The organism is Magnetospirillum moscoviense (genome assembly GCF_001650635.1).
Taxonomy (GTDB): Bacteria; Pseudomonadota; Alphaproteobacteria; order Rhodospirillales; family Magnetospirillaceae; genus Magnetospirillum; species Magnetospirillum moscoviense.
This window is the reverse complement of the sequence record NZ_LWQU01000108.1, coordinates 1-683: the sequence shown is the minus strand read 5'-3', so window position 1 is coordinate 683 and position 683 is coordinate 1. Positions and strand designations below refer to the sequence as shown.

Here is a 683-nt window from a genome sequence, read left to right as displayed (position 1 = left end):
GATCCCCGCCGCCGCGCAGGCCTCCACGTTCGCCTCGCTGAAATAGCCGTTATCGGCCAACAGCGTGTCGGGTCGGCCGATGTCGTCGGGCAAGCCCTTGAGGGCGCCCAGCATCGGTTCAAGCTGCTGCTTGTCGGTGGGGGCCTGGACCACCTTGGCCGCCACCACCAGCAGGCTGCCTGCCGCCACTGCGGCCTGGGCATTGTAGCACTGGTCGAAGCCGCCGCCCGCCACCAGCATGATGCGCGACTCTTCGTCGGTCAGATTGATCTGATCCGTAGCCAACGGGCCTTCGGTCGGCGGTTGTGGCGGCTTGCCTCCCGGTTTCTTGCCGGTGGCCTTGGTCTTGGCCGCTCGTGCTGCCATCTTGGCGTCATGGTCCGCCCGCTCACGCTCGAAGCGCTCCTTGGCGCGGGCTTCGATCTTGGCCCGTGCCTCGACGATCTTCGCCAGGCGCTCTTCCCGCCGCGCCAATTCCTCGGGGATCGACATGCCGTCGGGAATGTCCGCCTGATCGGCCGCCTCGGCCTTGGCCATCAGATCGGCCACTTCGGCCGTCAACTGCGCCTCGATCTTGCCCGCATGCTCATAAGAAAGCGCGCTGTGGCGGCTGGCGTTGGCGTGGATTTTCGTCCCGTCCAGACCCACCGTGCCCATCTTCAGCATGCCCATCTCGCGGGCCA

Annotated in this window: 1 protein-coding gene; it reads right to left on the bottom strand. The window is 66.8% G+C overall.

Annotated elements, in window-relative coordinates; genetic code table 11:
* Positions 1 to 683 (bottom strand): transposase (locus tag A6A05_RS21250; RefSeq protein ID WP_483807177.1); only part of this gene is annotated, 683 nt, incomplete at both ends.